This window comes from Trinickia sp. NRRL B-1857, from assembly GCF_050470685.1.
Classification (GTDB): Bacteria; Pseudomonadota; Gammaproteobacteria; order Burkholderiales; family Burkholderiaceae; genus Trinickia.
In genome coordinates, this window is sequence record NZ_JBFLUK010000001.1 from 4,488,867 (window position 1) to 4,515,041 (window position 26,175).

Consider the following 26,175-nt stretch of genomic DNA (forward strand, 5'->3'; position numbering starts at 1 on the left):
CCTCATTTGAAAAAGTCGCGCTGCCGCTCACCGCCGGTTTCTGCGAGGTGCGTCGGACAGAAATGCACGTCGCCTCCGATCTGATGCGCGTGCGCCGCGCACAGGTGCCGATCGCAGGTCTTGCCGCCCTTCACGCGGTGATCGCATTGAAAGCCGCTCGGCGCGTTGCAGCCGGGTACCGAGCACCGCGGCGCGCGGCGCTTGCTCGTGCATACGATTCCCGTGATGCCGTCGCGCGTGCGAAAGGGCGTGCAGGGCATCGCTATCGCGCCAGTTCAAGAAATGCGTGGAGCGCGAGCACTTGCGCATCGCTCAGATCCACGACGTTGTCGTTGGCGCGGATGGTCAGATTTCCCGCGGCCCATTGGATGATTTGCAGCGCTCCGACACATAGCGAAGCCGACACAGTCGCGTCATTGCCCGCGATCTTCGGCGGCCTCGGCACGCGCTTCGGCTGTTCGATTGGCTTTTCGGTAGACGGCTCGGCCGGCGCGGGTTGCCTGCTTTCTCCCGCCTTGAGCATCGTGCCATCGCGCACGATGCGGCCATCTTTCAGCGCCGTTTTCAGGTACGTGCTGACGTGGTCGCGCCTGATACCAAGCATTTCCGCGACGCGTGCCGCGTCCGATGGGCCGTTTTGGCGAAGAAATGCAATAGCTCGGTCGACCTTCGTTCCGGTCGCGCCGAGTTCCGCGCCGACCTCTCGCAACTCATTGACGACGCTGACCTTGCCGAACGCTGACGCCGGGGGCGCTGACGGAAATCCGCCCGCGCTTTTCTGCTGGCTGGGTTGATCGTCGTCCAGATCGGGCGCCCCTGGATCGGCGCTCGGAAAAAGGTTGGCAGCAGTCGCCATGAGAATCTCCAAAAAGCTGGCCGTCGTGCTGACCGGCCATCAAGGACCGCGCGCCTAATCCGAGGGCCAACGACGCGCGGCTGAGAGGTGGTTACGCTTCTTCCGGTTCGCCTTCGATGGGATCGCCGTCGGGATTGCTTTGCTCTTGGGCGATGCGCTTGTTGTATTCATCGGCGGGTGAGCCGGGCTGTGCATTCGGGAACGGCCAAGCGGCCTCGGGCGGCAAGCCGCGCGATTTCTTCGTGCTTACCTTGGCGTCGCTATTGACCTTCCCGCGCGCTAGATCGCTGCCTGCGAACGGGTCTTCTCGCGGCTCGTTGCCGCTTTGCTCGCGTTCGTCGCCCTCGTCACCATCGGTGGATTGGCTATCGCCCTCGGCATCGCCGCCCGACTGCTGCGACATACCCGGCAAGTTCTGTTGATCGCCCGTGTCGGGCGGCTGGATCGAAACCGGCACGTCTGTTTGCAGCAGCTCGTCGATCTTTCCCTTCTCGTGCGCCGTCGGGTGGACGATCGCCTTGCATTTGACGAGCACGATCGCGAGGTCCTTGGGAAGCACCTGGAACGCGCTGACCTTGGCATCGTCAAGCACAATGTGCGACCGCTCCGTGTTGCCGGTATGCAGCGTGAGCACCCAGCCGGTGAGTTCGCCCGGCACGTCGATCCATTGCTGCCACCATGAGAACCGCAATTGCGAGATGCCGTCGGTCACGCTCGACGTATCGATCTCGGTCTGCCCCGCCTTGTTCACGCTGGCCGATGTGGGCTTGCGATAGAACGAGTCGCGCAGGCCCTCGACCATGCGATCGAGGACGGTATTCGACATCGCGAACTCGAAGATGATCGAGTGCGCCGGGCGCTTCTTTTTCTTGCCATGCTTCTCCATGATGGGCGTCACCGAAGTGATTTTCGCCATCGCTTTTTCGATCTGGACATACATGCGGGTTCTCCTAGGGAGGGGCGGCACTTACTTCGGCAACCGGCCGTCGATATCGCGAATACGCGCGACGAGGCGGTCGGGCACGTGGATGACTTCTACGTCGTTCTCGATCGCGCGTATCGCCGGGCGCAGTGATTCGCGGTCAATCGGGTCGAGCGTTTCAAGATGCGGCGCGATGCGTGCGAGCGCTTGGCGCAGGGGGCAGTCAATGGTCACGCGGCCACCTTCGCGCGATGAGCCAAAATGCCGAAGTAGACCGCTTTGCAAGCTGCTAAATCGACCGCTGCGTTGTGCGCGCCCTCGAGCTTCGTGCCAGTGAAGAACTCGTAGGCCTCGCCGAGATTTGGCGACTTGGGCTTGTTGAACCCGGCGGCGATCATCTTGGGCGTCGGCGCAAGGTTGAGGATGCCGATGCTGTTCGCTTGCGTGCAAAACACTTCTCCCGCTTTCCAGTCTTCGTGGAATCCGTGATCGCCGCCGAACAATCGAGATGCTTCGATACGCACGAGACGCTGATCGAACGACTCGTTATGCGCAACGCGCAACTCGGCCGCGCTCCACATGAGAATGAAGGTATTGAGCGCGCTCGAGATCGGGTGGCCGAAGCGCTGCGCGAGCTCGTTCGTGATGCCGGTTAGCTTCTCGAGTTCGGCCGGGATCGTCCAGCCTTCCGGCTCGATCAGAACGTCCATGAATGCCAGCGTGCGGCCGCTATCCGCGTCGCACAGCTCGGCCGCGAGTTGCGTGATATGCGGCTGGCCCGGATGGTTGGACGGCTCGCGCCACAAGGGCAAGCCGTTCGTCTCGGTGTCGTAGAAGAGAATGGGTTTCATCGCTTAGGCTCCGAGCAAAGCTTCTTTCCGGTCTTGGAATGCCTGCTCGAGCTTCACGTATTGATCCTTGGGAAGATCGCGGCCGCTATCGAGCGCGAGCGCGGCAAGCTCCACGTCATTGGCCTTCTGAATCTGCGCAAGCAAATCGTCATACGCCGGTAGTGTGTTCTCGGCCTGCTGCGCACGTTGGTCGGTAATCTCTCCGGTTGACTGGTCGACAGCGCTCGATTCGTCGTCGACGGTCGTGAATTGGCCGTCGATGATGGCGCCGTTATCTTGCGAGAGGCCCGCTTCGGCGCGCTCGTCCAGACCCACAGCCATTTGGATTTCGATGCTCACGGGCAAGAACTTGAACAGGCGGCGCACTACCGTCTTGAGCGCCATTGCCGAATAGTCCGTTTTCCAGGGGCCGTTATCGGATGCCTTGCTCCGAGCGCGGATTGCATCGATCTCGGCGCGGCTCATTACATCGAATTGGATGCCACCATCTTTGAGCTTCGCTACTGCGTAGACGAATTGCAGCTTGGCGGGGTCGGCCCGGTTCGCGTTGTTCCAGTCCGGCTCATGCTCGATGTGCGGATCAAGCCCGAGGCGACAATCGAACTTGTCGCCCTCGTAGACGGCGCGGGCGTCGATGCTGATGATTTGCCCCGAGCGTCGCGCGAGATCGATCATGCCGCGGTAGCCGATGATGAGTTGCGCCTCGGTATAGGCAGTTTTCCATTGATTTCCGTCCTTCACCCGCTTGTCGTACGGGAGGATATAGGCGTGCCCGAGTGCGTTGCCCGGCTCGAGCCCGAGTTGCGCGCACTGGATGACGGCACCGAAAAACGAAACCGGCGTGCACTCGGCCAACTTCGGGGTCTTGCGAATCTCGGTCGTGACAATGCGCGCCAAGCGCTCGGGCGTCATGTGACGCGGGAGTGCCGCTTTGATCTGCGCCTGCATGCTCGGGCTCGCCAGCAGCGCAGCGACGCGATCGACGGGATTCTTTTTTTCTTCGACCTTACCGGTCGCAACTTGCTTCAAAGCGGCGGTACTCATGCTCTTTTGACTCCGTTCGGGATGTGAATTGGGTGTGGTTGGCGCGTGTGCTATTTCAACTTCAGGCGCAGCACGCGGATTTCCTTCGTTCGGCTGTACTTGGCCCAAAGCTCGGGCGCGTCTTCCTTGAGGAGCTTTTGATCGACGCGCGTGTCGTCCTGGTTCTTCCAGGTCGCGATCGTGGCGCCGCCGTAGGTGAGCACGGCATTGGGTTGCATGAACGCCGTGATGCGATACGAAAGCTCTTCCTCTTGGTCCTTGAACAACTTGAGTTTGTGTTTCGTTTCTGCCAACTTCGAAACCGCCTCGCGGATCTCGGGCGTGGCTTCGATGCTGCCGCCGTTCGACTTCGCGTAGATCGCGCGGCAGTCGTCGAAATCGATCGGATCAGGCGGAAGATCGGCAAGCACGCACTCGTTCCAGAACTGCACGGCCCGCGCGCGGATGGCGTCGATCGTCTCGTCGTCTCGGTCGACGAAATAGATGAGGAGGTCGTCCATGCCGATCAGCGTCGCCACGATGCAGCGGCGCCGGCCCGTGATGCCCAAGCCATGCATGAACTGAGCGGCATAGTCGATTGGCACTTCATCTGTGCCTTCTTCGCCCCATTTCTTCGCTGCGAACGGGTGCACGGTCTTGCAGTCGCCGTTGATGTGCTCGCCATCGAGCATCAATTCGAAGTCGATTTCGCAGGCCAGAAACGGATGCATCGCATCGGTGTAGCGCTTGTTGCGGCAGATCAACTCGACCTCGTGCCCTTCGTCGCGCAGGCGATCGAGCAGCATATCGAGCACGACCGGTTCGAGGCGATGACCTCGATCGAACCGCTTTTGCTGCGCGGCCGACACTTCCTCGACGGGCGCCCGGCCAGTCTTTGAGAGCCAGAGTTCGTAGGGCGTTTTCCACGGGCTCACACCCAGGATCGCGGCAACGTCGCTGCCGCCGATGAATGTCGATCGATCGATTTCGGTGGGTGCGATCAGTTCAGTGCTCATGTTCTCAGTCCTCAAAACTGATCGTCGACGGGAACGCCGGCGAGTTGCAGCGTCTGATCCGCTTGCTTGAGCAGCGCTTCATTGCTGGCATCTTCGATTGCGGATCGCGCAGCCTGCGCATTGCGACGAGCGGTTTCCACCACTTCGGCCGCGATCACGCCGAGGATTCGATGAATGGTGCCGGGCGAAAGCTCCAGTTCCTGGCTTCCACCGGGCCCGGAGATCGACAACGTGCCGACGAGTTCGCCGCGACGATCTTCGTAGCTCTCGGCGCGGCGCATGTTCAGTGCAGTAACTTTCACGAGGAAAACCCTCCTATGTGAGTGATGACCGGCGGCATGACGTTGTCGCCGAGGTGGCTGATTGCGATCTCGCAGGCGAAGCACACAGCGATCGCGATCAGGAAAGCGAGAAGCGGATGCTTCGCGTAAAACAGATCAAGGCGCGTGCAGAGACGCCGCAGAAGGGCGCTCATTTCGACAGCCCCATAAGTGCACACCAGCCGATGACAGCGCCCAGCGCTAAGACCCAAACGCGCGCGGTGTCTCGGAACTTCGCGTTCTTCAGCAGCGGGTTATCGTTGCGGGCCCGGCGCAGCCCTTCGCGCGAGAGCGTCACGACGACGCCCGGTTCGTGATAGCGGCGCATGTCAGATCCCCTTGACCACGTCCGCCACATCGCGGCCCGTCGCCTTGGCCACAGCCGCCGCGCACATCGCCTGCACGCCCGATTGCAGCCCCGGTGTCTTGAGCACTTCTTGGAGGGCGAGAAGCATGTCGGGGGAGGCCGACGCGAGCGTGAGGTTGGCTTCGCCGACTCGATCCCATGCGTAAGCGCCGAACTCGTCGTATTCGACATCGACCTCTATGGCGTCGGAATTGATCGAATCGAACAGCGCTTGGCCGTTCGCATCGTAGACCGCATAGGATTTGAATCCCGAGTGCGCATCCGGTCCGTCGCCGTACATCCCATCGTTGTCGACCGTGTCGACTTCCCAGGGACCGGGACTCGGTTTGCAGAGCTTTGCCACATCAACCCCCGATAAGCGCCGCAACGAGGCGGCCGTGTTCAATGAAAGGCGCGATCGCGAGAGCGGCTGTGATGACGCCGAGCACCGTCGTGCGGATCGCCCAGCGCAAATCGATCAGGCGCAGGTCGCGCTGCGTGAGGTCACTCATCGCGTCCTCGCTCGTGGCCCGCTCCGTAGATAAACGCGAACAGCAGACCCAGGAAAACGAGCCACACGATGGCGTCGATGGCGAGCGGGCTCATGGTCAATAGCCCGCGATGACGAACGTGCGGTGCGGCTTGGCCGCTTGCTCGCGCGCCGCACCCTCGATGCGCACCATGACTTCCTCGGCTTCGAGGTCCGCTTCGGCCGCGAGCTCGTCGCGCACGATGTTCATGACCAGATCGCCGAAGGCTTCGGCCGACTCGCGCCACGCCGCACGCAGAGCCGCACCGTGCACGGCCTGCGTCACGCTGTGCAGCCCGGCCACGAGCTCGTCATGCGTGAGCGTCGCCAACTTCTCTTTCAAGCGCGCCGCAGCGATCGCGGCCTTGTGCTCTTCGCGCGTCTCGGCGCGTTCTTGCGCGTCGTCGCGCGTCGCTTGCGAGCGCTCGGCGATGAACGCCGCAGCGTCATCGGTACGGGAAGGGATGAGGGTGGGTTGCATGGTCTGCCTCCGTGCGTCGGTGGGTGACGCTGTGAGGCACAGTGTAGAAACCTAAACCATAAGAGTCAAGTGTTCTAAACCATTAGGCGAAAAAAATCCCCGCAGAAGCGGGGAGGGCGTGTCAGATTCGGCGGTCAGTCGGTGCGGCCGACGAGCCAAGAGGTGTTTCGTTTGATGTCTTCGATGTCGTTTTGTGCTCGAGCCATGCGGCCGAGAAGGTCTTGGACCTTACGGTCGGCGCCCTCGACGCGGCTCGTCAAGTAAAGGATCAGCAGCAATTGCCAGTGGCCGGCTATCCAATGCCAGGCGCCTGCGACAGCGCTCCAGCCGATCGCGAGGAATCCGAGAATGGTCTCCATCCGCATGCTCCGTGGCTTTAAGGCTGCTTGCAGGCGATCAGCATCGATCGCGAGATGGTCGTGCCGCCCATGAATCCCGGCGCGCCGGCGCCGACGATCGCGCCGCTCTCGCTGCCGCCGGCTAAGACGTCGTAGCCCGCGGGGCCGCAAATCTTCCCAGCTTTGTTGTAGCAAGCTCCCCAAGTGCGGGCGAGGCCCGAGCAGTTGAGTGTGTAGGCGCGGCGCCCGTCCGGTGCGTAGGTGCTTGACGAACTGGCGCACGCAGAGACGGCCGCGGCGCCAACAACCGCAAGAAGAATTGCTCTCATCTTTTCCCCCGGGGCGGCGGCTTGACCGGCTCTGAGGCCGCTAAAAGTGCCGCCTGAAGCATCATTTTTACGTGCTCAAGCTGCCGCTTTGCATCGCAAGTGCGGCATAGATCCATCTCGGTTGACGTGGTCGGTTCCGATACGAGCTTAAGCGTTTTTGTCTGCTTCGCGTTCATCATGGTCCAAAGACCCCCGTTTAGTCATGGATAGGTTAGAGGGCGGCCCGCAAGGTGGGGCAGTCCCTCTGTTCCAAATATCTCCATGCTCGGGAGTCGCATCGCTCATTTGCTCGCCTTCTTCTGTGTCTGAGCCACTGGAACAGCCTGAAGCACGTATCCGGCCCCGGCTATTGTCATCTCTCGTATTGCACCGCCTTCATGGTCGGCCTGTATCAGCTTTTCGATCAGTGCACGCATCTCTTCTGAGACGCCCAATAGCTCGTCCGCCAACAATTTAGCGCGTTCGGCGCGTACCGATTCGATGGAAAGAACCTCATTTCCTGGGTTCTTCGGCGAATTGATAACAGTTCCAGAATCGATTTTCTGCACGTCTCGGACCAGCTTTGGCGGTTCTCCCATCACGAGCCATGCAGCTCGATAGCCGAGATCGCGTTCAATCCGCACGGCGTACTGCATCTTCATCGACTTGATCTTGCCGTCCAACCACTGGTTGACGGTGCCCTTGGTGACGCCAGCGATGCGCCCGAGCGCCGGCTGATCCAGATCCGGGTGCTCACGAAAAATCAACTCGACGCGTTCGCTCAGTGTGTTCATGTGCAGGAATCTAAACTTCGTTCGGTTTAGAGTGCTTCTCTTTTGTCGTTTAGAGTTCTATACTCACGCTCAGACCCATTTGGAGCGGACGTATGAATCTCACCAAGCAGCAGGCCGTCGCGATCTTCGGCACCGCGAAAGCCCTCGCCGACGCCCTCGGGCTGACGAAGGGTGCGATCTCGCAATGGCCGAATGAACTCGACACGCAGCGCACCGCCGCCGTGATCGGCGCCGCCGTCCAGTCCGGTAAGCAGCTTCCGCCGGGCGTCATCCCCGAGCAGGCCGCCGCATGAACCGCCGATCTCATCGTGCTCGGCAACCGGGCCGAGCGGTGTGCGACGCCGATCACGCTGCGTTGTGCTGCGTGCGCGTCGTCGAACACATCGATCGAGCGGTGCGCCTAGCCGACGACCTGAACTTTATTTGTGCCGCGCAGCAATCGCATTCAATGCGCATTGCCGAGGATTGCCGACTATGAAACCAAACATCGAACAGGCGCTTCGTGACGTGCTCACGGGACCTGAGAGAAAGCGTGCGGCCGACGTAATCGGCTGGGACGCGTCCGAGGTCAGCCGCTTCTTGAGCGGTCAGCGCGGCGTGATGATCGGAGAGATCGACAAGGCGATCGACGTCGCGGGATATGCGCTCGTGAGCCGTCCGTATCTCGACGCGATCGCAACGCTGTGCAAGGTCGGCGCCGCGTGCGAATGCGCACGTCAAGGCGCAGGCGAGTGCGGACTTCGATAGGGGGCGGCCATGCTCGAGCTATTTATCGACGCGTGGATGGCGCTCGTGATCGCGGCGGCCTTCGGCTTGCCGTTCTTGGTGCGGTGGTGAGATGTGGCCGGCGCCTATTACAACGAACTCGACGAATACTGTGCGCGATGGCTGCGAAACCTCATCGCGGCCGGTCACATTGCGCCTGGTGACGTCGACGAGCGAGACATCCGCGACGTCCACCCCGACGATCTGCGCGGATATACGCAATGCCACTTCTTCGCCGGTATCGGCGTCTGGTCGGCCGCGCTTCGCCGCGCCGGATGGCCCGACGATCGACCTGTTTGGACGGGTTCCTGTCCGTGCCAACCTTTCTCCGCGGCAGGCAAAGGACTTGGGTTTGCTGACGAGCGGCACCTATGGCCGTCATGGCATTGGCTCATCGGCGAGTGCCGCCCTCCAGTCATCTTTGGAGAGCAGGTTGCGAGCGCGGCTGTCGACGTTTGGGTCGATCTTGTACAGGCTGACGTGGAAGGGCTGGACTACGCCTATGGGTGTGTCCCGTTCCCGTCTGCGAGCGTCGACGCCCCGCACATCCGAGATCGCAATTTCTGGATGGCCCACGCCAACGAGCGCGCTGGCCGACAAGGCCGTACGCACCTTCGAGGACGGCTTGATCGAGGCGATGCGCAATCACGGGCCGGACTTGGCGGCGGCGGCGTGCCTGGCTGGCTGGCCCACGACCACGACCACGGACGCGCTGCGCAAGCCGTCGTTCGACTTCACGACGGCCAATATTTCGCTCAATCACGCGGCGGTGTTGGCGGGTTGGACGACGCCCAGCGCGAGCGATTCGACTCGTTGCGGGCTGGGCATTACGGCGGCCATGACCGGCAGTTCTTTGGCGCAGCTCGCGAAGGAAGCGCAAGGCCCGGCGCGACTAACGGCTTTTGGCGAGCTGCTGACTGGCTCCTCTGCCGCGATGGAAAGTGGCGGCCAGTTGAACCCGGCACATTCCCGCTGGCTCATGGGACTCCCGCCCGAGTGGGACGACTGCGCGCCTACGGAAACGCGATCAACCTCGAGCAAGCGGCCGAGTTCATCAGCGCCGCGCGCGAAGCGATAGAGGTGGCCGCATGATCGATACGCTTCCGCAACCCCTAACGCCGGCCGATTGCGATTGCAGCGGCGCACCCGTGCCGTTCGACATACTCGTCGAGTTGGTCATGTCCACTTTCGGCCTCTCAAACGAGGCTGCTATTGAGGCGGTGCGCTCGCTTTCCGCCGATCTTCCATTTCCGATTTCAGAGACTGGCCGTGCGTGAATACGGGAAGGTAGCCCCTACCTTTTGGACCGGTGACACCGGCAAGGAAATCCGCAAAGGGGGTTCGGAAGGGGTCATCGTGGCCCTTTACCTGATGAGTTCCCCGCACTCAAACATGCTCGGCCTGTACTACCAGCCGCTTTTGTATATGGCTCATGAAACTGGCTTGGGCATCGAAGGGGCATCTAAGGGGCTTCGAATCTGCATCGAAGCGGGTTTCTGCGACTTCGACGAAGCGACCGAAATGGTATGGGTGTTCGAGATGGCATCGTTCCAGATAGCCAATGAACTAAAGGCCGCTGACCGTCGTTGCATCGGCATCCAGAAGGATTACGACGCTCTGCCCAAGTGCGCATTCCTGGGCGCTTTCTTCGATCGGTACTGCGGTGCGTTTCATCTTAAAAAGCGTCGCTCTCACGAAGGGGCATCACAACCCCCTTCTAAGCCCCATCGAAGCCAGGAGCAGGAGCAGGAGCAGGAGCAGGAGCAGGAGCAGGAGCAGGAGCATAAAACCGACTCAGTAGAGCAGTCAGGCGTAAGCGTTAACGCGCAAGCCGCGCCTCCTGTGGATAACTCAGCGGTGCCTCGGGCGCCGGGCGACTCTACTCCCGTTTCGAGAGCGATCGAGATCGCCGTCTACCTGCGACAGCGCGGAGTCGTAGGTGCGAACAGCGCAAACCCGTACATCTCCGGTTGGGGCGACGACGCACGCGTGACGAACGAGATCCTCGACGCAGCTATCTCGAAAGCCAGGGTAAGCCTTGACGGCAAGCCGCTCGGGCCGAACTACCTCGCCACAATCGTCCCTGATCTGCTCAACCCGAAGCCGGCCAAACCGGCGGCAAAGCGTTTCGACGATTGGGATCGCACGCAGGATGGCATCAAGCGCAAAGCGCGGGAACTCGGCTTCGGCGATGGACGGCAAAACGAGACATGGGACTCGCTCAAGGCGCGTTGCTGGGACGAGATCAAGCGCCGTGAGCGCGAGGGAGCGACAGCATGATCGACGCCGGCGAATGGGGATATTGCGCGGCTCACGGATGCCCGCTGTTCGGCTCCCTGGGCGGATCACCGTGGTACTGCTTCTGCCACCACGGGCGGCCGAACGGTGCGAATGACGCGATCACGCAATGCCTGCGCAACAGCGAGGCGACCGTCGTCGCGCTCACGAAGGCCATCCGTGCGGACAGCATCTCCGGCGCCAAGTCCGAGGCAACCGCGATCGCGCTACGCGAACTGAAAGCCCATCCCATGGCCGGCGAACTCTCGTTCAACCGCAGCAAGGACGGCAACGCCCGCGCATGGCTTCTCAGGCTCGAGCGGCACCTGCTCGATGCAACGGCCGAATTCGGAAGGCAGCAGGGCCTTTCCGGCATGGTTCCGACGGCGCCAATCATCGGTCCTACGCATGCGCTCGACCACTACCAGGAGCGCGCCGAATGACCACTACCACGCGCGCGAGCGCTTTGGAGCTAAAGCAATGACCGTTCTGAACCCGAATCACCCCGTCATGCGGGCGACCGAAGACCTGTGGCGCAAGCTCGCTGCGATCCTGCTGCTTCGCTCGGGCGACGATGAGGTCGTCATCACGAGCGCGGACGTGCAGCGTCTCGCGGGCCTTTTCCCGGGGGATGAGCCGACGATCGTCGTTTGCGATAAGCCTGACGGCTTGCATTTGTCGATCGTGCCGCGTGCGCACGCCGAGGTGATGGCGCGCGCTGCGGGAGGGTTGCCGCAATGACATTCCGCTTTGGCGATAGCACGTTTTTCCACGCCGACCGGCACGGCTTCTTCTTTCGCATCCGGGGCAAAGGCCTGTCATTCGACATTCATCGGCGCGTCTATTTTTCGGAGCGTTACGGCTCTCGTCGGGTGCATCGCCTGGGGCCGTTTTCGATCGAGGTGCTGCGATGATCGTCGTGACCTTGCCTTATCCGATCTCGGCTCGTTTCGGGATGCTCACCGTGCTATCGCGAGCCGACAACGATCGGTTTGGCCGAACGCAATGGAATGTGCACTGCGACTGCGGCGTGGAGAAGGTCGTAGCGCTATTTCGCATGACAAGCGGGCACACGAAATCATGCGGTTGCATTCGGGGGCGCGATCGATTCCGGCATGGCATGAAGGGTACGCCGACGCACAACAGTTGGTGCGCGATGAAGCAGCGCTGCTTTTACCCAAAGAGCGATGGCTACGCGGACTACGGTGGCCGCGGCATAACCGTCTGCGAGCGCTGGATGACGTTTGAAAACTTCCGCGCCGACATGGGCGAGCGACCCGATGGTATGACGATCGAACGCAACGACACCAACGGCAACTATGAGCCCGGCAACTGCCGTTGGGCGCCAATGCCCGAGCAGAATCGCAATCGGCGCAGCACGATCCTCATCGAGCGCAATGGAGTGACGAAATGCGTCAAGGACTGGTGCGACGAGCTCGGGCTGAATGTCGACCGCGTGTATGGACGCATCCGGCGAGGCAGCACGCCGTCGGAGGCGCTTCGATGAAGCCAATCATCGTCACCTTGCCGCCCCCAGTCAGCGCGAATTTGTACTGGCGCACGCGAGTCGTGAAAGGCGTAGCGATGACCTACGTCTCCGCGGAGGCGAAGGCGTTTAAGCAGGAGGTGGGTTGGCGTCTTCGGGCCGCCGGATGCATACGGCCGATCGTGGGGCGTGTCGCTGTCACCCTGACGCTCTACCCGCATCGCCCGCTCGATTGGGAGAAGCGCGTTCGGAAGCTTGGGGCGGCCTGGGATGACGGCGTGCGCTCGATCGACCTCGACAATGCGATCAAGGTCACGCTCGACGCGCTCAAGGGCATCGCGTTCGAAGACGACGTTTGGGTGCGTCGGATCAGCGCCGAGCGTGCGGAGCCCGACGGCGAGGCCCGCATCGTCGTGCGCATCGAGGCGATCAAGACCGAGCAGCCGCAAGCGGCGCTCTTTGTGGAGGTGTGATGAAGCGAATCACGAAAGCCATGGTCGAGCGCGGTGGTCACCGCTACTGCTGTGTGTGCAAGTTGCTCGGCCCGCGCGTCAAAGCGCACTGGACCCACGAGGGCCGCGAGTACTGCGACGATCATAAGCCGAGTCCGACGCCGGTACCGGCCACGCGGCCGAACAAACCGAGCGAGGTGCCCGCATGAACGTCCTCCAACTCGCCGGCATGCTCCCACGCGATCCCGAGTTCCGCGCCTTCGTCGCGCAATGGATGGTCCCGCCGCAACCGGTCGACGTCGATAAGGCCGCCGAATTCATCCGCACGGTGTGCGAGATCGAATCGCGCCGCGAGTTGGCCACCGACACCGAAGCGCAGCAGCGCTTTCACAAGTTCCTGCGCCGGCCGTTCCTGGCATGGCGCGATAGGCAGCACCAACCAACCGGAGAAACGGCATGAACATGGCAACCCAAGCAGCGCCGCGCAACGACGACGAGACGATTGAGCAAGAGATCGTGCGCAAGGGCAAGACGGCGCTCCGCGTGACGCCGCAGGCCGTCGAGGCGGCGATCGCCGAGGAGCGCTATTTCACCGCTGCGCAGGGCGCCGCGATGGCATGGGAGCAGGGTCCCATTGGAAGTCAGGGAGCACCTGACGAGCTCGGGCCGTTGGCCCTGCTTACGTTCTGCGTCCTTGTGCTTCGTAACGGCTTCACCGTGACCGGCGAAAGCGCGTGCGCGAGCCCCGAGAACTTCGACTCCGAGATCGGCCGCAAGATCGCGCGGCAGAACGCCGTCGCGAAGATTTGGCCGCTCGAAGGCTACCTGCTCAAGCAGCGATTGCGCGAGCACGACTTCCGCGAAGTCAACGAATAACCCGTGAGCGCAGCAGCGAGGGGCAGCGGACGTTGCGCGTAAGACCCCTTGAAAGCGGGACAAACGCGCCGGTTTATGCAACGAACCGGCCTTTTTATGCAACACCGAGCACTGCGCTACGCCGATGCGTACTCGGCCGCTGGCTCCTGCGCTACGGGCGGACTTACCGGGGGAATGCCATGCGCCGCCGCAAAATCTTAGCGCCGCTCTCGCTTGAGAGCCTTTCGACAACCCTCACGCCGGGCCGCGCCTACACGATCGAGGCGCTATGCCTCATCTTCGATGCCTCGCCGGCCGCGATTCAGGCGACGCTCGACACCGCATGCGCAAGCGGGGCCGTATGTGCCTCGCGCGAGGTCCGCGGCTTTCGTCGCACCTACTGGACGCCGGTCGCACCCGATCCGCGCGTCGCCACGCGGCGATGGCAGGCGGGCGACATGCGCGGAGTCATGACCGGCTACGACCTCATGAGCAACGCCCGCTTGGCCATGGCCGCTCGCCGCTAGGTTTCCCGCTGCTTACCATCTTCGGCATCCACCCGAAGGAGGCGAGCCGTGCTCTCGCGTGAGGAAATCGAGCGATTGATGCGTGAAGGTGCCGCGGCATTTGAGGACGGCATGAAGCGCGACGACTGCCCCTATCCGATCTCGAGCGCGGCTTTCTCGACCTGGACGCGTGGCTACCAAAACGCGGCCTTCGGCGCCGCACTTTCACGGAGCAAATGATGCGCAAAAGCATTTTGATGGCCATCCTCGGTGCGGCGCTGCCGACGTACATGTCCGATCCGACGATGCCCGCCGTCGCGTCACCGATCCCGACCGGCGATGCCTCCGGCGGCGGAAATTCGACGGAAAATGCGGGTATTTCCGCCGCGCCCGTCCCTGACGCAGATCACACGCCCGAGCAACGCGCGGCGGCATGGGAGGCGATGGGAAACGTTGCTGGTGGTACCTCATCGGGCGAACAGTCGACGGCGGCCGCCTCTGCCGAAGGTGCGCAAGCTGGGGTAAGCGCGGGTGAAGCGGGAAACGCGGGCGCCTCGCAGGCATCGCAATCTGCCTCGTCATCGTCCTCGCAGGATTCGGCCGCGGGCGCGGTTGGTGGTGACGCCCCAAACGCTGTCTTGGGTGCGGCCGCCCCCTCGCCGAGCGCCGAGGGCTCTGCCATGAGTGCCGCTGGCGCCGCTACTTCGTCGCTCATCGCCGGAAATTCCGCCGCTGAGTTACCGCTGCACGTGCGCCTCGCACAACACCTCGAAGCGATCTATCAGCTCGCGAAAGAGGACGTCGAAAAGCCGGTGCGCTCGCTCTCGCAAGAGGCGGTCGAGCTCAAGGCGCACATCGCCGACACGCTGCACAAGCTACACAATGGCATCGCCGTCTCGGAAGGCGTGCTCGTGCAGAAGCTCGAAGCGATCCTTCGCCTGCTGTAACGAATGCCATGACGACGGCGAGCAAAACCGCGAAGCGCAAGGCCCCTGCGAAGAAGGTCTACTTCTCGCAGGGGCTTTTCGATCGCATTTGCGCGCTGCTCGCCGATGGCAAGAGCGTGCGCGGCGTCTGCAAGGGCGCCCGTATGCCCGATCGCGTGACGTTCCTCGGATGGACGCATCGCACGCCTGAGCTACGTCAGCAATACGAAGAAGCCTGCGCCGCCGGCGAGGATGCGATTTGCGACGACATCCAGTACATCGCCGATACGGTGCGCGACGCGAAGCGCGCCGCGGTGCAGATCGACGCGCGCAAGTGGAAACTCAAAATCATGAATCGCCGCAAATATGGCGATCACGTGCGCAACGAGCATAGCGGTCCGAACGGCGGCCCGATCGAGACGAAGCAGCAGATCGTGCGGCTGCGCATGACGCCCGTCGAGGAACTGCCGGAATGAACGACGAGCGCGACCACTTTGACGAGCGCCTTGGGGATAGCCGTGGACGGCGCCGCTGAGATCGAACTGCCGTTCAACTGGACGCCGCGCACCTATCAGGGCCGTCTCTGGAACTACCTACTTCGCGGCGGTAAGCGCGCGATCGACATCGCGCATCGGCGCTGGGGCAAAGACGAGGTCGCGCTGCATTGGACGGCCGTCGCGGCCCACGATCGCGTCGCGAGCTACTGGCACATGCTGCCGCAGGCTTCGCAGGCCCGCAAAGCCATTTGGGACGCCATCAACCCGCATACGGGCAAGCGCCGGATCGATGAAGCCTTTCCGCTCGAGCTGCGCAAGCGCACGCGCGAGCAGGACATGTTCATTGAGTTCAAGGCGGGCTCGACGTGGCAGGTCCTAGGCTCCGACAACTTCAATTCGCTCGTGGGATCCCCGCCGGCGGGCATCGTGATGTCGGAGTGGGCGCTGTGTAACCCGGCTGCATGGGCGTATCTCAAGCCGATTCTCGACGAAAACGGCGGCTGGGCGATGTTCATCACGACGCCCCGCGGGAAGAACCACGCATATGCGATGCACAAGATGGCTCTGGCCAATCCGAAATGGTTCGCAGAGGTATCCAATGTCCTGAAAACGGGCCGTTTCTCGAAGGCCGAGCTTGAGGAGCAACGCGCCGAGTACATCGCCATGTATGGCGAGGACCAGGGCAATGCGATGTTCGAGCAAGAGCTTATGTGCAGCTTCGAAGCAGCCATCCTCGGCGCTTACTACGGGCTAGAACTGGCCCAGGCCGAGCGCGACGGTCGCATTTGCAGCGTGCCGCACGATCCATCGCTCCCCGTCTTCACCGCATGGGACCTCGGGCACAGCGATGACACGTCGATCTGGTTCTTTCAGGTCCATTGGGGCGAAATCCGGGTTATCGATCACTACCGCGCGTCAGGAAAGGACGTGCAGCACTACGCCGAAGCGCTTCTCGGACGCACGATCCGCGTCGACGAGCGCGGCGAGAAGGGCGAGCCGAAGAAATGGCACTTCGATGCCCTGATTCCCGAACATGCTCACCGCATGGCCTATCGCTACGGCCGACATTGGGGCCCGCACGATGCGAGGCCGAAGACGCTGGCCGGCAATGGCCGCTCGATCGTGCAGCAGCTCAACGATTTCGGCATCAAGATGGCGATCGTGCCGCAGCTCGGCTTGCAAGACGGCATCATGGCCGCGCGCGCGACACTCAAGCATTGCTGGTTCGACGAGGTGCGGTGCGAGTTCGGCATTGAATCGTTGAAGAACTACCGTCGCGTGTGGGATAGCGACAAAAAGATGTTCGACGACAAGCCCGAGCACGACTGGACCTCTCACGCGGCCGACGCCTTTCGCTATCTCTCCCTGATCTGGCGCAACCCCGAGGCTGAAAAGCCCGTCGAGAAGCCCCGGTATCTACACGACCTCACCGCAAACGAGGTTTTCTGGCCCGCGCAGGGCACTCACCAACCCGAAATGGAGCGGATATGAACCCGGCAGCACCGGCCTATACCTACAAGCAAATCACCGCGAGCGGCAACGTCTGCGCGAACGATGGAATCCTCGGCGGAATCTTCGTGAGTTCGGCGAGCAATACGCCCACGATCACGGTCTACGACGATGCCGCGACGGGCACGAGCAAGAAGATCGTCGACACATTCACGCCCTCGGTAGGGTGGAATCCGATGCCCTTCGCTTTCTCCAACGGACTGAACGTCGTCGTTAGCGGCACCGTTTCGGCCACCGTTGGCTACGTGATGGGGTAAGCGGCTATGAGCCAAGTCATGGACGGGCAGGCCCAGGGCGATACCGCACAGCCGGGCGACACGGCGGTCATGCGGTGGGTGAAGGAAATCGAACTCTACGAGCAAAAGGCCGGGGAGTGGGAGAAGGCCGCGCAAAAGATCCTTCGCCGCTACAAAGACGAGCGCAACAATTCGCGGGAGACGAAGCAAGCGCGCTACAACATCCTGTGGTCGAACGTTCAGACGCTCTTGCCAGCGCTGTATTCTCGTAACCCCAAGCCGGACTTTCAGCGCCGATTTCTAGATGCCGATCCGGTCGGGCGCGTCGTATGCGAAGTGCTCGAGCGCGCGACGACGTTCACGCTCGATAAGGAAAATTTCTACCTAGTCATGCGTCAATGCGTGACCGATCGGCTTTTGCCAGGCCGCGGCACGCTCTGGATTCGCTACGTGCCGCACTTCGTCGAAAGCGACATGGCCATGATCGGCACGGAGCCCTCGCCGCAACGCGCCGAGCTTGCCGACCAGGGCGCGGAAGTCGACGACGACGCGAATGCGAGCGAGACGCCCGAAAATGTCCCGCAAACTGCGTCTTCGGGTGAGCCGATTCAGGAACTCGACTACGAGGAGATCGACGTTGATTACGTGCACTGGAGCGACTTCGGGCACGTGATCGCGCGCACCTGGCAAGAGGTGCCGGCCGTGTGGCGCATCGTCTATCTGACCCGCAAGAAGTGCATCGAGCGCTTCGGGCGCGATATCGGCAACGCGATTCCACTCGACTACAAGCCCGAGGACCTGCGCGGCCAGGAAGTGACGGAGTACCAGAAGAAGGCGCGCATCTACGAGATTTGGGACAAGGAATCGAAGCGCGTCATTTGGGTAAGCAAGTCGTATCTCGCAGGCGTCCTCGACGAGCGCGATGACATGCTTGGACTATGCGACTTCTTCCCGTGTCCGCGGCCGATGACGCCGAACATGGCGAACGACAGCATTATTCCGGTGCCCGACTTCAAGATTTACCAGGATCAAGCGCTCCAGCTCGACGACCTCACGTCGCGGATCAAGCTGCTGTCAGATGCCATCCGAGCGGCAGGCGTCTACGACTCGAGCGTCCCGGGCTTGCAGGGCATTCTCTCCGGCGGCTATGACAATCGCCTCGTGCCGGTCGATGCCTGGGCCGCGTTCGCCGAAAAGGGTGGACTCAAGGGCGCGCTCGAACTGCTACCGATGCAAGAGATCGCCGAAACGTTGCTCACGCTCTATGACGCTCGCGAGAAGGTCAAGCAGGACCTCTACGAGATCACCGGCATGGCCGATATCATCCGCGGCGCCAGCGACCCGAGCGAGACCGCGACGGCCCAAACGATCAAGAGCAACTTCGCCTCGATCCGCCTCGAGGATATGCAGGCTGAGGTGCAGCGCTTCGCGCGCGACGCCGTAGTCATGATCGCCGAAGTACTTGCGAATCACTTCGACATTGACACGCTCGCCGAGATCTCCGGCTATGCGCTCATGACAGCCGACGAGAAGAGCATCGCAGCACAGATCAAGGCGCTCGGCGGCGATCTGCCCGATGATATGCAAAAGCCCTTCCTAGAGCCGACCTGGGAAGAGGTTGACCATTTATTGCGCAACGCGAATATGCGCCATTTCCGCCTGGACATCGAGACCGACTCGACGCTCAAGATGGACCAGATGCAGGAAAAGGACGATCGCACTGAGTTCCTGACCGCTGTAGGCAACTTCATGAAGTCGGCCGAAGGCGCGGACCCCGCAATGATGCCGCTACTCGGCCAGTTGCTCATGTTCGCCGTGCGCGCGTTCCCGGTGGGCAAGCAAATGGAGGCTTGCCTGCAAGAGACGGTCGACGCACTGGAGAAGCGCGCGAAGCTAGCGCAATCCAATCCGCAGCCGAACCCCGAGCAGGTCAAGGCGCAGACGCAAATCACGATCGCGAACGCCAAAAATCAATCCGACCTTCAGCAAAACCTCGCGGAGATCGCCGCGCGCGAGCGGGCCGATCAGGCCGATCGAGCAGCGCAAGCGCAAGCGGGAGCCGCGGAACGCCATGCGCAGATGGTGGCCGATAGCGTGCGCATGCAAATGGAAGGGCGCCTCGAACAGATGAAGGCGGCCCAAGACGCGGCCCTAGAACGCCAGCGCATGAGCATGGAGGGGACGCTCAAGATCATCCTGGCGCGCCTGGATGCCGCGACGAAGCTCGAAGCGGCCGAGATCGCGGCCGGCGCGACCGTCGGCGCGGCGCAGATCAGCGCTGCTAATGCCGCAACTAGCACGGAGTAACGACGATGCCGATTTACGTGATGCAATGCGCCGCAGGCTGCGGCCACGAGCACGATATTTTCCGTTCAATCGCGGAGCGCGACCGCGACTTACCGCTGTGCTGCGGCACGACGATGGTGCGCAAGATTGTCGCGACGATGGTCGCGCCCGATATTGGCCCGTATCAGGCCGTGGCCGTGGACGTGGCCACCGGCAAGCCGCCCGTCATCAACAGCCGAAGCGCCCATCGGGACTTTCTCAAGCGTAACGGTTATGTCGAGGTCGGCAATGAGCCGATCGGCCGCAAGAAGGGGGAAGTGCGCGGCGATTTCGATGTGCGCGGCGAACTGACCCGGGCGACGCGCGAAGTATTGAGGAAGCAATCATGATCGGCGCATTCAAACCTCGCCTTATGGCGCTCCTCGAGCAAACACGGCAACAAGCGGCGGTGCGCGCTATGCAGCAGGCACAGCAGCAGGGCGCGCAGCCGCCCGGCGCGCCTCCTCCGGGTGTTCCCGCAGCGCCGCAGGTCGGCCCGCAAGCCGGCGCGCCGCATCCGCCCATGCCCGGCGCAATGCCGCCGCATGTTGGCTGATCGTTGCCGCGAAATTTCCCGCTGCCTAGCATCCTCTGCATGTAAATCTGCGGGGTGCGCAAATGAGCGTCGAAGGCGGTGGGCAATCGGTTGATGCAGGCGAAGGCAGTGACAGCAACGCGTCGGAGCTTTCGCTGCGCGAGGAGATCGCTAAGAACCTGGCCGAAATCAAGGGCGATTCGGGCGACGACAAGGGCGCGACGGCAAGCGCGAGCGCCGCGCCGTCGGCCAAGCCGGGAACCGAGAAGACACCGACGGCCGGCGCCGAGGGCGCGAATAAGCCGACGCCGAAGACGGGCGCCGACGGCGCGTCGAGCACCACTCCGACGTCTCCCGAGCAAAAGGCCAAAGCCCCGCAGTCATGGAGCGCTGCCGACCGCGCCCATTGGGAGAAGATGCCCCCCGAGGCGCAAGCGATCGTCGCGCGCCGCGAAGAGGAAGTGCATCGCCGTATCACGGAACTCGGCCAGGAAGCCTCGTTCGGCAAGCGCATGAATGAGGTCGTGACGCCCTATATGGCGATCATCCGATCCGAAGGCGGCACGCCCGAGGGCGCCTTCCGGGATCTTCTCAACACCGCCTATGTGCTGCGCACTGCGGGCCCCGAGCAAAAGCTCGCGCTATTCCGCCAGATCGCCACGCAATACGGCGTCGATTTATCCGCGGCTGCTCAAGCTGCCCCTCAAGTTGACCCTCACGTGCAAGCACTCCGGCAGGAGCTTGCGCAGGTAAAGGGTCATTTGGTGGGCCAGGAGCAGGCGCAACATCAGCAAGTACAGGTACAGGCCCAGCAGGTTATCGACGCGTTCGCTGCCGATCCGAAGAACGAGTTCTACGAGCAGGTAAAGCCCATGATGGGCCAGTTACTTGTCGCGGGACAGGCAACGGACATGCAGGACGCGTATGAAAAGGCATGTTGGGCCATACCTAGCGTTCGCTCCACGCTTATGCAACGGGAACAGTCCGCGGCAGATGCGAAGCGAGCAGCCGAGGCGAAAGCCAAAGCTGATGCGAAGCGCCGCGCAGGCGGCTCGGTAAGCGGCTCGCCGGGGTCCCCCGTGGCCACTGCGACCACCGTCGACCCGAACCTCTCATTGCGCGATCAGATCCGTGCCGCTTACCGCGACGCGGTCAATCCTTCGTAATCTCGTCGGGAGCCTCCAATCATGGGCCTGCAAAACCCCAGTAGCACCCTGACGGAAATCGTGACGACGACCCTGCGCAATCGCACCGGGAAGTTGGCCGACAACGTCACCAAGAACAACGCTTTGCTCTATCGGCTGCGCCGCAAGGGCAACGTCAAGACCGTCTCCGGCGGTCGCACGATCGTCCAAGAACTTGAATACGCCGAGAACGGCACGTTCAAGCGCTACAGCGGTTACGAGGCGCTGAACATCTCGCCGTCCGACGTCTTCACGGGCGCCGAGTTCAACTATGCCCAGGCGGCCGTCGCCGTCTCGATTTCGGGCCTCGAAGAACTCCAAAACAATGGCGAGGAAGCGATCATCGACCTGCTCGAATCGCGCATCAAGAACGCCGAAAAGACGCTCACGAACAACATCGCGCTCGACTGCTACTCGGACGGCACCGCCGATGGCGGGCGGCAGATTGGCGGCCTCTCACTACTCGTGTCGCAGACGCCCTCGACCGGCGTCGTCGGTGGCATCGATGCGTCGACGTCAATTGGCGCGTTCTGGCGCAATACGAAGTTCAGCTCGACGACGGATGGGGGCGCTGCGGCGACCTCGGCCAATATCCAGTCGTACATGAACCGCGTGTACGTCCAACAGGTTCGCGGCACCGACAAGCCCGATCTCATCATCGCCGACAACAACTACTGGCGCCTGTATCTCGAATCGCTTCAGGCCATCCAGCGGATCACGTCGAACGAGATGGGCGAAGCGGGCTTCGATTCGCTGAAGTACATGAGCAGCGACGTCGTTCTCGATGGCGGCTTCGGCGGCGGTGCGCCGACGAACACGATGCAATTCCTGAATACGGATTACATCTATTTCCGTCCTCATACGAACCGCAACTTCGCCCCCATCGGTGACGATCGATTCGCGGTCAATCAAGACGCGATGGTCAAGCTCGTCGGCTTCGCCGGCAACATGACCGTATCGAATCGACGCCTTCAGGCGATCCTGTTCAATTAAGGAGGGGTCATGGGCTTCACTTCTTACGATCCGATCATCGGTACCGTCAAGTTGACGGATATCGATACCGATGGTCCGGGGCCGCTGAGCCCCAAGTCGTCGCGCCAATCATTCTCGTTCGAGATGATGCGCGGCTATGACGTCAACCTGGGCGGCGGCGAATTCGTCTATGCGCAAGCGGGGGCGACGCTCGCGGCCGGCGCCGTGGTTCAGTTCAACCAGTCCCAAAACGCCTCCAATCAAATGGTCAATTCGGCCAACCCGTGGGCGGGCACCGCGAACAGCGGCGACGTGCTCGGCGTGGCCGTCTCGGCCATGAGCGCAAGCCAGTGGGGCTGGTTTCAGGTCAGCGGTAACGCGATCGTCAATGTGTCGGGCGCGCCGGCCGTCGGCAACCCCGCGTATTGGGAGGCCGCCGGCGTCGTCAGCCCTACCGCAGTCGCGGGCAAGCAGATGATCGGCGCGAAGTTCGCAACGGCCGCCGGCGCAACGCTCGGTTCGGGCTCGTCGGCGATCACGCTGAGCGGCACGCAAGCGGTCATGCTCATCGACCGCCCGAACGCTCAGACGCAAATCACCTAAGCCGCTTTCGCGGCTTGTCACTCGACGGGGCGCTCCGGCGCCCCTCTTTTCGGAGATTCACCATCATGGATTTCGCGCAGGCACGCATCATCGAGCAGGGAAACAGTCTTCACGTCGTGCACGGCGACGACAGCAAGCTTTATGTCGAATTCAGGATGGAGCCCGTTCACCAGGGTGCTGAATCCGAGAAGCAAGGGCGCCCGATTTACAAGGACACGCCCTATATCGAGATCAATTTCCCGGGCGATCGCACAAAGAAAATCTATCGTCCGGTCAAGATGGAAACCGACCATCAAAGCCCCTCGGACCCGGTCCGTTTCCCGCGCCAGTGGGCTGCGTTCATGGAGCAACGCACGCAGGTTCAAGAGGGCACCCCCATCGAACAGTGGGGCCCGCTCACGCGCTCGCAGGCGATGGAACTCAAAGGGATGCATATCCATACCGTCGAGCAGCTTGCCGGGATCTCCGACCAAAATCTCACCTGGCTCGGCGCGCGCGAGCTGCGCGACAAGGCCGAGGCGTGGCTGAAACAGGCCAGCAGCGGCAAGGAAGTGCTGCGCCTCGAGGCCGAGAACGCGCAACTCAAGGAAGACCTCGCGATGAAATCCGAGCAAATTCGCGACCTGAACGAGCGCTTCGAGGCTATGAGTGCCCGTCTCGACTCGGCGGGTATGCCGCCGGCCACGTCGAAGAAGCAACGCACCCAGCCCGAATAAGCGGAGAGCGCCATGACGCAGCCCATGACCGCGGCGAATCAAAAGACGCTGCTACAGATCGTTCAAGAGGTCATGGGCGATTTCGGTTTGCCCAAGCCCACGACGGTAATCGGCAATACCGACAAGACGGTGTCGCAGCTTCTCATCCATGCCACTCGCATCGGCGAGGAGTTGACCGCCAAAGGCTCGATCAATGACGGATGGCCTGTGCTCCGAAAGGAATACACGTTCAATCTCGTCGGATATGGCGGCTTCACGGGCAATACGACGTCCGGCAGCAACGTCATTACCGGGATGCCGTCGACGACCAATATCGCGGTCGGCATGATCGGCACGGGCACTGCGATTCCTTACGGCGCGACTGTAACGGGCGTAACGTCCAACAGCGTCACGCTGAACCAGAACGCCACATCGACCTCGTCGGGCATCAATTTTTCCTTCGGCCAAGAAAGCTATCCGATCCCGGCCGACTGCGACCATTTCATCCAGCAAACAGGGTGGGACAGATCGTTTCGCTGGCAGCTCGTCGGGCCGCTGTCGCCGCAGGAATGGCAGGTGCTCAAATCAGGTATCAGCCCGACAGGCCCGCGCATGCGTTTTCGCATCATGGGCGGCCAGATCTATTTCAACCCGGTGCCGGCATCGCTCGACAGCATCGTCCTCGAGTACTACTCGAACGGATGGTGCCAGTCGGCTACTAGCGTCGCGCAAACCGCATGGGCCGCCGATACCGACACTGCCGTGTTGCAGGACCGCCTGTTCATCCTCGGGATGATCGCGCGCTTCCTGACCCGCAAAGGCTTCGATTCCAGCGCGGCGCAGCGCGAATATGAGGACGCCGTGGACGCCGCGGTCGGACGCGCTGGCGGCTCGCGCGTCTTGCCGCTCAATGCGCGTGCGGAGCCGCCGATCTTGCTCGGCTCGAACAATATTCCTGACACCGGCTTTGGATCCTAACGATGCGTGCGCCAGTCAACCGCGCCGCGCGCGTCGAAATACAGTCGATTCCGCCTTCAGTGGGCGGCCTCAATACGCTCGATGCCGTCGCCAATATGCCGGCGACCGATGCCGTCATTCTCGACAACTTTTTCCCGGGGACCGCCGATGTTCCGCTGCGCCTGGGCTATCACGTTTGGGGCTCAGGCATTACGGGTAACGTCGAGACACTGGCGCCGTATACCTCGGGGACGCAAAAGAAGCTCTTCGCGATAGCGGGGGGGAACGTCTATGACGTTACGAGCAATGGCGCGGTGGGCGCGCCCGTAATGACAGGGCTAACGAATTCGCGGTGGCAATGGGTAAATTTCAGCAATGCCGGCGCCGAATTCCTCGTCATGGTCAACGGGATCGATCCCCCGCTGTTATACAACGGCACGACCTGGCAGCAGATCACGCAAAGCTCGACGCCGATCGCCATCACGGGCGTCAATCCGAGCACGTTCGCGCATGTGAGCGTCTTCGCACAGCGGCTTTGGTTCACGCAAGTCAATACGATGCAGTCGTGGTATCTGCCTGTCGGCCAGGTCGGCGGGGCGGCCGTGCTCTTCGATATCGGCGCGCAAACGATGCTCGGCGGCTATCTGATGGGCTCGTGTACGTGGAACCTCGACAACACCGCGGGCCTGAATCCGTACATCATCTTCGTCACTTCGACCGGTGAGGCGGTGGCATATCAGGGCTCGGACCCGTCGCAGAGCTCGAGCTTCTCGATCGCCGGACGCTTTCGCATCGGCGCGCCAACAGGGCGCCGCTTCTTCGAGAAGGTCGGCTCCGATCTCTATTTCATCGGCGCAGACGGCCTGACGCCATTTAGCAAAGCGCTCCTGACGGATCGATCGGAGCGCGGGATCACCCTCACGGAGAAGATCAGTCCCTCGGTCAATGCCGACGTGCAGGCATACGGGAGCAATTTCGGGTGGCAAGTCGTGCTCTACCCGGACGGCAATAAGCTCATCGTGAACGTGCCGGAGCAAGAGGATGGCACCTCTCACCAGTACGTGATGAATACGATCACGAAGGCATGGTGCCGCTTTACCGGCTGGAATGCCTTTTGTTTCGCGTACTTCAATAACGCCCTGTGGATGGGCGGCTTGAACTTCGTCGCGCAAGCGGACGTCGGCAACGACGATGGCGGCCTCGCAATCAATGCCGATATCAAGCCGGCCTTCAACTATTTCGGCATGCGCGGTCAGGAGAAGTATTTCAAGATGATGCGCCCCGTCTTCTTGACGAACGCGCAGTTCTCACCTCTCATCGATCTGTCGGTCGACTTCAGCAATGTGGTGCCGAGTTCGTCGCCATCGTTCACGAGCGGAAATGTCACGCCGTGGGATACGACTCCCTGGGATGCCGTTCCGTGGGGCGGTAGTCAAACCGTTCAGACCGACTGGGAAAGTATTGACGGTATCGGGTATGCGGCAACGTATCGGATGCGCACGCAAACGAAGGGCATGCAGTACTCCATCCAATCGGTCGACTTCATGTTCGAGCCGAAACGCACGCCTTCCCTCTGATTTTCCCGCTGCCTAGAATCGCTCCTGACCATCT

The 26,175-nt window shown here is 62.1% G+C and carries 42 protein-coding genes; 26 read left to right on the forward strand and 16 right to left on the reverse strand.

Translation table 11 applies throughout. The features are described 5' to 3' along the window. Positions 1–2: 2 nt before the first annotated feature. The 16 genes from AB1286_RS20000 to AB1286_RS20075 all read right to left on the reverse strand — a co-directional run bounded on the left by AB1286_RS20000 (position 3) and on the right by AB1286_RS20075 (position 7,784). Positions 3–260, reverse strand: coding sequence for a hypothetical protein (locus tag AB1286_RS20000; RefSeq protein WP_430364893.1), 258 nt, complete (start codon positions 258–260; stop codon positions 3–5). A 2-nt stretch (positions 261–262) separates the two neighbouring features. Continuing rightward, on the reverse strand, positions 263–856 hold the full coding sequence (locus AB1286_RS20005) for a hypothetical protein (RefSeq protein WP_430364894.1): 594 nt from the start codon (positions 854–856) through the stop codon (positions 263–265). A gap of 91 nt (positions 857–947) precedes the next feature. Next, a complete protein-coding gene (locus AB1286_RS20010; RefSeq protein ID WP_430364895.1) occupies positions 948–1,796 on the reverse strand; it encodes a hypothetical protein in 849 nt (282 codons plus the stop codon). Positions 1,797–1,823: 27 nt separating this feature from the next. Further along, positions 1,824–2,012: a hypothetical protein gene (locus AB1286_RS20015; RefSeq protein ID WP_430364896.1), complete on the reverse strand. Its 189-nt coding sequence runs from the start codon at positions 2,010–2,012 to the stop codon at positions 1,824–1,826. After that, the gene (locus AB1286_RS20020) at positions 2,009–2,629 is read right to left on the reverse strand and encodes a 3'-5' exonuclease (protein ID WP_430364897.1); all 621 of its coding nucleotides are present in this window, start codon (positions 2,627–2,629) and stop codon (positions 2,009–2,011) included. The genes AB1286_RS20015 and AB1286_RS20020 overlap by 4 nt, the downstream gene beginning before the upstream one ends. Before the next feature lie 3 nt (positions 2,630–2,632). Further along, positions 2,633–3,673 (reverse strand): recombination protein RecT, encoded by a 1,041-nt coding sequence (recT, locus tag AB1286_RS20025; protein ID WP_430364898.1) that lies wholly within the window; start codon positions 3,671–3,673, stop codon positions 2,633–2,635. A 50-nt stretch (positions 3,674–3,723) separates the two neighbouring features. Further along, the gene (locus tag AB1286_RS20030; protein ID WP_430364899.1) at positions 3,724–4,668 is read right to left on the reverse strand and encodes a YqaJ viral recombinase family protein; all 945 of its coding nucleotides are present in this window, start codon (positions 4,666–4,668) and stop codon (positions 3,724–3,726) included. Positions 4,669–4,679: 11 nt separating this feature from the next. Then, a complete protein-coding gene (locus AB1286_RS20035; RefSeq protein WP_430364900.1) occupies positions 4,680–4,970 on the reverse strand; it encodes a hypothetical protein in 291 nt (96 codons plus the stop codon). Next, positions 4,967–5,143, reverse strand: coding sequence for a hypothetical protein (locus AB1286_RS20040; protein WP_430364901.1), 177 nt, complete (start codon positions 5,141–5,143; stop codon positions 4,967–4,969). The genes AB1286_RS20035 and AB1286_RS20040 overlap by 4 nt, the downstream gene beginning before the upstream one ends. Then, a complete protein-coding gene (locus AB1286_RS20045; RefSeq protein WP_430364902.1) occupies positions 5,140–5,316 on the reverse strand; it encodes a hypothetical protein in 177 nt (58 codons plus the stop codon). Before AB1286_RS20045 ends, AB1286_RS20040 begins: the two co-directional genes overlap by 4 nt. A gap of 1 nt (position 5,317) precedes the next feature. Continuing rightward, on the reverse strand, positions 5,318–5,698 hold the full coding sequence (locus AB1286_RS20050; RefSeq protein WP_430364903.1) for a hypothetical protein: 381 nt from the start codon (positions 5,696–5,698) through the stop codon (positions 5,318–5,320). Between the two features lies 1 nt (position 5,699). After that, positions 5,700–5,846: a hypothetical protein gene (locus tag AB1286_RS20055; protein ID WP_430364904.1), complete on the reverse strand. Its 147-nt coding sequence runs from the start codon at positions 5,844–5,846 to the stop codon at positions 5,700–5,702. Between the two features lie 96 nt (positions 5,847–5,942). Continuing rightward, complete coding sequence (locus tag AB1286_RS20060) at positions 5,943–6,344, reverse strand: hypothetical protein (RefSeq protein WP_430364905.1); 402 nt, start codon at positions 6,342–6,344, stop codon at positions 5,943–5,945. Positions 6,345–6,478: 134 nt separating this feature from the next. Then, the gene (locus AB1286_RS20065) at positions 6,479–6,703 is read right to left on the reverse strand and encodes a hypothetical protein (protein WP_430364906.1); all 225 of its coding nucleotides are present in this window, start codon (positions 6,701–6,703) and stop codon (positions 6,479–6,481) included. Positions 6,704–6,720: 17 nt separating this feature from the next. Beyond that, positions 6,721–7,011, reverse strand: a complete 291-nt coding sequence (locus AB1286_RS20070; protein ID WP_430364907.1) for a hypothetical protein — start codon at positions 7,009–7,011, stop codon at positions 6,721–6,723. A gap of 281 nt (positions 7,012–7,292) precedes the next feature. After that, positions 7,293–7,784: a hypothetical protein gene (locus AB1286_RS20075; protein WP_430364908.1), complete on the reverse strand. Its 492-nt coding sequence runs from the start codon at positions 7,782–7,784 to the stop codon at positions 7,293–7,295. 92 nt (positions 7,785–7,876) lie between these two features. Here AB1286_RS20075 and AB1286_RS20080 point away from each other — a divergent pair, with 92 nt between their 5' ends. From AB1286_RS20080 to AB1286_RS20205, 26 genes are all read left to right on the forward strand, one after another. After that, positions 7,877–8,077 (forward strand): Cro/CI family transcriptional regulator, encoded by a 201-nt coding sequence (locus AB1286_RS20080; protein WP_430364909.1) that lies wholly within the window; start codon positions 7,877–7,879, stop codon positions 8,075–8,077. Between the two features lie 181 nt (positions 8,078–8,258). Next, positions 8,259–8,531, forward strand: coding sequence for a DNA-binding protein (locus AB1286_RS20085; protein WP_430364910.1), 273 nt, complete (start codon positions 8,259–8,261; stop codon positions 8,529–8,531). 93 nt (positions 8,532–8,624) lie between these two features. Beyond that, complete coding sequence (locus tag AB1286_RS20090) at positions 8,625–9,641, forward strand: DNA cytosine methyltransferase (protein ID WP_430364911.1); 1,017 nt, start codon at positions 8,625–8,627, stop codon at positions 9,639–9,641. A gap of 177 nt (positions 9,642–9,818) precedes the next feature. After that, entirely contained in the window at positions 9,819–10,829 is a 1,011-nt protein-coding gene (locus tag AB1286_RS20095) for a hypothetical protein (protein WP_430364912.1), read from the forward strand. Continuing rightward, positions 10,826–11,269: a hypothetical protein gene (locus tag AB1286_RS20100; protein WP_430364913.1), complete on the forward strand. Its 444-nt coding sequence runs from the start codon at positions 10,826–10,828 to the stop codon at positions 11,267–11,269. Before AB1286_RS20095 ends, AB1286_RS20100 begins: the two co-directional genes overlap by 4 nt. 37 nt (positions 11,270–11,306) lie before the next feature. Further along, positions 11,307–11,567 (forward strand): hypothetical protein, encoded by a 261-nt coding sequence (locus AB1286_RS20105; RefSeq protein ID WP_430364914.1) that lies wholly within the window; start codon positions 11,307–11,309, stop codon positions 11,565–11,567. A 169-nt stretch (positions 11,568–11,736) separates the two neighbouring features. Continuing rightward, a complete protein-coding gene (locus AB1286_RS20110; protein ID WP_430364915.1) occupies positions 11,737–12,333 on the forward strand; it encodes a hypothetical protein in 597 nt (198 codons plus the stop codon). Continuing rightward, the gene (locus tag AB1286_RS20115; protein WP_430364916.1) at positions 12,330–12,785 is read left to right on the forward strand and encodes a RusA family crossover junction endodeoxyribonuclease; all 456 of its coding nucleotides are present in this window, start codon (positions 12,330–12,332) and stop codon (positions 12,783–12,785) included. Before AB1286_RS20110 ends, AB1286_RS20115 begins: the two co-directional genes overlap by 4 nt. Next, positions 12,785–12,973, forward strand: coding sequence for a hypothetical protein (locus AB1286_RS20120; RefSeq protein WP_430364917.1), 189 nt, complete (start codon positions 12,785–12,787; stop codon positions 12,971–12,973). The genes AB1286_RS20115 and AB1286_RS20120 overlap by 1 nt, the downstream gene beginning before the upstream one ends. Then, positions 12,970–13,224: a hypothetical protein gene (locus tag AB1286_RS20125; protein WP_430364918.1), complete on the forward strand. Its 255-nt coding sequence runs from the start codon at positions 12,970–12,972 to the stop codon at positions 13,222–13,224. Before AB1286_RS20120 ends, AB1286_RS20125 begins: the two co-directional genes overlap by 4 nt. Further along, positions 13,221–13,640 (forward strand): Gp49 family protein, encoded by a 420-nt coding sequence (locus AB1286_RS20130; RefSeq protein WP_430364919.1) that lies wholly within the window; start codon positions 13,221–13,223, stop codon positions 13,638–13,640. The genes AB1286_RS20125 and AB1286_RS20130 overlap by 4 nt, the downstream gene beginning before the upstream one ends. Before the next feature lie 179 nt (positions 13,641–13,819). Beyond that, positions 13,820–14,146 carry a hypothetical protein gene (locus tag AB1286_RS20135; RefSeq protein WP_430364920.1) on the forward strand — a complete coding sequence of 109 codons (327 nt, stop codon included), beginning with the start codon at positions 13,820–13,822 and terminating at the stop codon, positions 14,144–14,146. A gap of 48 nt (positions 14,147–14,194) precedes the next feature. Further along, a complete protein-coding gene (locus AB1286_RS20140; protein ID WP_430364921.1) occupies positions 14,195–14,365 on the forward strand; it encodes a ribosome modulation factor in 171 nt (56 codons plus the stop codon). After that, positions 14,365–15,072 (forward strand): hypothetical protein, encoded by a 708-nt coding sequence (locus AB1286_RS20145; protein WP_430364922.1) that lies wholly within the window; start codon positions 14,365–14,367, stop codon positions 15,070–15,072. The genes AB1286_RS20140 and AB1286_RS20145 overlap by 1 nt, the downstream gene beginning before the upstream one ends. An 8-nt stretch (positions 15,073–15,080) precedes the next feature. Further along, positions 15,081–15,527 carry a hypothetical protein gene (locus AB1286_RS20150; RefSeq protein WP_430364923.1) on the forward strand — a complete coding sequence of 149 codons (447 nt, stop codon included), beginning with the start codon at positions 15,081–15,083 and terminating at the stop codon, positions 15,525–15,527. 42 nt (positions 15,528–15,569) lie between these two features. Then, positions 15,570–17,039: a hypothetical protein gene (locus AB1286_RS20155; RefSeq protein ID WP_430364924.1), complete on the forward strand. Its 1,470-nt coding sequence runs from the start codon at positions 15,570–15,572 to the stop codon at positions 17,037–17,039. Further along, positions 17,036–17,314: a hypothetical protein gene (locus AB1286_RS20160; RefSeq protein WP_430364925.1), complete on the forward strand. Its 279-nt coding sequence runs from the start codon at positions 17,036–17,038 to the stop codon at positions 17,312–17,314. The genes AB1286_RS20155 and AB1286_RS20160 overlap by 4 nt, the downstream gene beginning before the upstream one ends. A 6-nt stretch (positions 17,315–17,320) precedes the next feature. Further along, on the forward strand, positions 17,321–19,600 hold the full coding sequence (locus AB1286_RS20165; protein ID WP_430364926.1) for a molecular chaperone: 2,280 nt from the start codon (positions 17,321–17,323) through the stop codon (positions 19,598–19,600). A 20-nt stretch (positions 19,601–19,620) separates the two neighbouring features. Then, positions 19,621–19,968 (forward strand): zinc ribbon domain-containing protein, encoded by a 348-nt coding sequence (locus tag AB1286_RS20170; RefSeq protein ID WP_430365133.1) that lies wholly within the window; start codon positions 19,621–19,623, stop codon positions 19,966–19,968. Then, positions 19,965–20,174, forward strand: coding sequence for a hypothetical protein (locus AB1286_RS20175; RefSeq protein ID WP_430364927.1), 210 nt, complete (start codon positions 19,965–19,967; stop codon positions 20,172–20,174). The genes AB1286_RS20170 and AB1286_RS20175 overlap by 4 nt, the downstream gene beginning before the upstream one ends. A 62-nt stretch (positions 20,175–20,236) precedes the next feature. Then, positions 20,237–21,319: a hypothetical protein gene (locus tag AB1286_RS20180; protein WP_430364928.1), complete on the forward strand. Its 1,083-nt coding sequence runs from the start codon at positions 20,237–20,239 to the stop codon at positions 21,317–21,319. A gap of 21 nt (positions 21,320–21,340) precedes the next feature. After that, positions 21,341–22,330, forward strand: a complete 990-nt coding sequence (locus AB1286_RS20185; RefSeq protein ID WP_430364929.1) for a phage major capsid protein — start codon at positions 21,341–21,343, stop codon at positions 22,328–22,330. A gap of 9 nt (positions 22,331–22,339) precedes the next feature. Further along, positions 22,340–22,912: a hypothetical protein gene (locus AB1286_RS20190; protein ID WP_430364930.1), complete on the forward strand. Its 573-nt coding sequence runs from the start codon at positions 22,340–22,342 to the stop codon at positions 22,910–22,912. A gap of 65 nt (positions 22,913–22,977) precedes the next feature. Further along, entirely contained in the window at positions 22,978–23,628 is a 651-nt protein-coding gene (locus tag AB1286_RS20195) for a chromosome partitioning protein ParA (RefSeq protein WP_430364931.1), read from the forward strand. A 12-nt stretch (positions 23,629–23,640) separates the two neighbouring features. Further along, positions 23,641–24,585 carry a hypothetical protein gene (locus tag AB1286_RS20200; RefSeq protein ID WP_430364932.1) on the forward strand — a complete coding sequence of 315 codons (945 nt, stop codon included), beginning with the start codon at positions 23,641–23,643 and terminating at the stop codon, positions 24,583–24,585. A gap of 2 nt (positions 24,586–24,587) precedes the next feature. Next, positions 24,588–26,141, forward strand: coding sequence for a hypothetical protein (locus AB1286_RS20205; RefSeq protein ID WP_430364933.1), 1,554 nt, complete (start codon positions 24,588–24,590; stop codon positions 26,139–26,141). Positions 26,142–26,175: the final 34 nt, after the last annotated feature.